The sequence below is a fragment of the Achromobacter sp. Marseille-Q0513 genome, assembly GCF_018195695.1.
Lineage (GTDB): Bacteria > Pseudomonadota > Gammaproteobacteria > Burkholderiales > Burkholderiaceae_B > Achromobacter.
Genome location: NZ_JAGTJY010000471.1, coordinates 1 through 542 on the forward strand (window position 1 = coordinate 1; position 542 = coordinate 542).

Here is a 542-nt window from a genome sequence, read left to right on the forward strand (position 1 = left end):
AATCCATCGATACCGCGCTCAGTCTCGCGGGCAAAGTCGATTGGGTCTGGGTGGATTGCTTCACGCGCTTTCCGTTGAGCGGGGACGAGGCGCGCCGCCTGCAAGACGCCGGTTTCCGCCTCTGCATCGTTTCGCCCGAGTTGCAGGGACGCAATGCTGAAACGGAAATTCCGGCCTATGCGGCCTTGCTCACCGAACGCGGCATTGCCGCCCAAGCCGTATGCACCAAGCGCCCCGATCTTTGGAAAATCGCACTTGGCCTGCAATGAAGACGCTGCTCGTTCACCCACTGTTTCTGATCGGCATCGCAATCCGATTGGCCATCGTCGCCGGCGCGATCTCGCAGCCGGTCGTGGATTGGTACGCGCCCTTTCTTTCCACCAGCGTTTCGCAATGGAACATGGACCCCTGGGGAGTATGGCTTGCCCACGGAGGAAGCCCGGCGGCTTTTCCGTATGGCTATGTCATGTGGCTGGTCTTTCTGCCGCTCACGCTGCTGGGCAAGCTCGTGGGCATGGCGCCGGAGCATGCCTACGCGCTGA

Annotated in this window: 2 pseudogenes; both read left to right on the top strand. The window is 61.4% G+C overall.

Annotated elements, in window-relative coordinates:
• Positions 1–269 (top strand): annotated as a pseudogene (locus tag KDH83_RS31310) (hypothetical protein); the annotation flags it as partial.
• Positions 266–542, top strand: a pseudogene (locus KDH83_RS31315) (uridine kinase); the annotation flags it as partial. The pseudogenes KDH83_RS31310 and KDH83_RS31315, both read left to right, overlap by 4 nt.